The following is a 2,431-nucleotide window of genomic DNA, read 5'->3' as shown; positions in this document are numbered from 1 at the left end:
GACGGGCCGTCCTACCGCGATCCAAAGGTCGGACCGGCACCGAAAAAGAGCCTCCCGAAACCATCCGCAAACACGGCAAAATAACGCCGTTCACAGGGCGCTTCGAGATGCCCTTCGGCGCCACCTCGAGTGGCCTGTATATGCCGACTCCGGGTGGCCGGATTACGCCGACTCGTGACAGCTACGACGAGGCGCGCTCGCTTCTCGCAACCATTGCGACTGCACAGAACATCCCCGAGGTCAAGACCATAGCCGACAAGGCGGCGGCTGTGCGCGACTAAGCACGCATGGCCAAGGACCCTCAGATGGAGCAATGGGTCGCCGAGATCCGGCTGAGGGCCAGGCGCCGCCTCGGCGAGCTGTCCGCGGCGCTGCCCAAGGTGACCGGCCGCAACCTTCCGAACGTTGACCTTGCAGAGCAGCCTGGCAAGCGCGAGGTGCTTGCCGCCGCCGGCATCACCAAGGACGAGGCGCACCGCTGCGAGAAACTTGCGCGCATCTCCGACACCCTGTTCAACGAATACGTGGAGGGCAAGCGGGCGGCCAACGAACCCGTCAACCCAGACGAGCTCGTCAGGTCGGTCGCGCCGCAACCGGAGAGAGGCGAGTCGGCCGCTCGCTTCCAGGCGCCAGGCCTGCTGCAGGTCGCCGACCTCGAGGAACTGAAGGCGAGGGGGGTCAAGTTCGGCACCATCTACGCGGACCCGCCCTGGCGCTACGACAACCAGGCCAGCCGTGGCGCGACGAGCAATCACTACCCCGGCATGTCGGTCGATGAAATTTCGGCGCTGCCGGTGGCCGACCTCGCCGCCGAATCGGCCCACCTGCACCTGTGGACGACGAATGGCTTCCTGTTCGAGGCGCGCAGGATCCTGGAGGCCTGGGGCTTCGAGTACCGGAGCTGCTTCGTTTGGGTCAAGCCGCAAATGGGGATGGGCAACTACTGGCGGCTTTCACACGAGTTCATGCTGCTCGGCGTGCGCGGGTCCTGCCCGTTCGCCGACCATTCGCTGAGGAGCTGGAGCGAGTTGCCGCGCGGGCGACACAGCGAAAAGCCGGCGGCGGTCCGTGCGCTGGTCGAACGGGCCAGTCCCGGGCCGCGGTTGGAGCTGTTCGGGCGAGAGCCGGCGCCGGGCTGGACGGTGTGGGGCAATGAAGTAGGGCGTGATGCCTTCGAGAGCAGCATCGAACAGCTCGCGGCGTAGCGGCCTTTCGCGCCAGCACTAAGGGGGAGCCACCCTCGGCCGTCGCAGTCGCGCGACGTCCGGGTGCTCCGCCCTATGGTGGTCTTCGAATGGCGCAAGGGCGCGACGCTCGACGGTCGCACAGCGGCAAGGCGATCGGGTGTAGTGAAGCAGAACCGAAGCCTTGCAGCGCCGGGACGCTGCTCTCGCCAGGGCATTCTGCTCAGCCCGATCACCGCAGTAGCGCATCGGTGACTCGCGCAGGCCGGCCGGGTGCCGGCGTACGGCCGAGTCCGAGCATCGGTACAGGGTCGCCAGCGCAGCCTCTGTAACTACAGAGCCGCGCTCAAGTCGACAGCGAAAGCTGCCGATAAGCGCAACTGACAGACTCTTGGCAAAAAGGCGCAGCAGGCGGGGAGGTGAGGCTCCTACCCGACACCGCGCCAAGCATCCTATGCACCACCATTCGACGGCGGGCCCTGACGGCAAGGCCAATTCGGTGTACGAGGGCCACACCTTGCTTGAGAGCATCTTGATCGACACGCTCTCGCTCTGCCTCGATGTGCCCGTGGAGCGGGTCCGACTCGTCGACCCGAATCTCCACCAGTTCGCAACGCGGGCGCTCTTCGCGGGTACGCAGAGCATCAAGAACCACGAACTCTTGGAGATCCTGAAGGCTCCGACGTCCAAGGACGCTCCGGACGGGCGCAACACGAAGCAGGCCCGGCACCTGCGCTCGATCGGTCAAGAGCGGACGCTCAAACTGAGCACGATCCGAGCCCATGCCTTGAACCTGATGGGAAGCCAGCGGGTCGGTCGCGACAACATGGCACGCGTATGGGCCTACGCCGTGATGCACCATGCGGCGGCAGTGACCGTGGCGGAGACGCGGAAACAGGAGTCGAGCACCTTCGACATGGCGCAGTTGGAGTCCCAGCCCTTCCTGGCTAACATCATGCTCAACCGCTGCTACGACCTCGTTCAGAGCACGCTAAGGGATGGATTTGACGAGACGAACGCGGCGGGGACGTCGTCTATCGACGCGCCAACATGGCAGGAAACGAAGTTCTTGCACCTGGCCGCTGCGGCAGTCATCCAAGCCATGGACGAGCCACTCTTTCCACTAGTGGGCCGTAACGATTGAATCGGGAGTAATTCGCCGTGTTGGATCGAAGTACTTCCACTTCACGGGCTTGGGTTGTTCGTTGTACTTGCGGATGTAGCGCATGAGCTTTCTCTTCAAGTCA

3 protein-coding genes and 1 pseudogene are annotated in these 2,431 nt (G+C 64.5%); 3 read left to right on the top strand and 1 reads right to left on the bottom strand.

Annotated features, from left to right (window positions below; all coding sequences use genetic code 11):
- The 3 genes from H0W38_RS20965 to H0W38_RS20955 form a co-directional block, all read left to right on the top strand.
- Nucleotides 1–281: hypothetical protein (locus H0W38_RS20965; protein ID WP_292457831.1), on the top strand; the 281-nt coding region annotated here is incomplete at its 5' end.
- Between the two features lie 6 nt (nt 282–287).
- A complete protein-coding gene (locus tag H0W38_RS20960) occupies nt 288–1,205 on the top strand; it encodes an MT-A70 family methyltransferase (protein ID WP_292457828.1) in 918 nt (305 codons plus the stop codon).
- A 511-nt stretch (nt 1,206–1,716) separates the two neighbouring features.
- On the top strand, nt 1,717–2,328 hold the full coding sequence (locus H0W38_RS20955) for a hypothetical protein (RefSeq protein WP_292457826.1): 612 nt from the start codon (nt 1,717–1,719) through the stop codon (nt 2,326–2,328).
- On the opposite strand, the pseudogene H0W38_RS20950 reads toward H0W38_RS20955, so the two are convergent.
- Nucleotides 2,308–2,431: pseudogene (locus H0W38_RS20950) on the bottom strand (IS630 family transposase); the annotation flags it as partial. The gene H0W38_RS20955 and the pseudogene H0W38_RS20950 overlap by 21 nt on opposite strands.

Source organism: Methylibium sp. (assembly GCF_013817365.1).
GTDB lineage: Bacteria > Pseudomonadota > Gammaproteobacteria > Burkholderiales > Burkholderiaceae_C > Methylibium.
The sequence above is the reverse complement of the archived record's forward strand: the minus strand, read 5'-3'. Positions and strand labels throughout refer to the sequence as shown.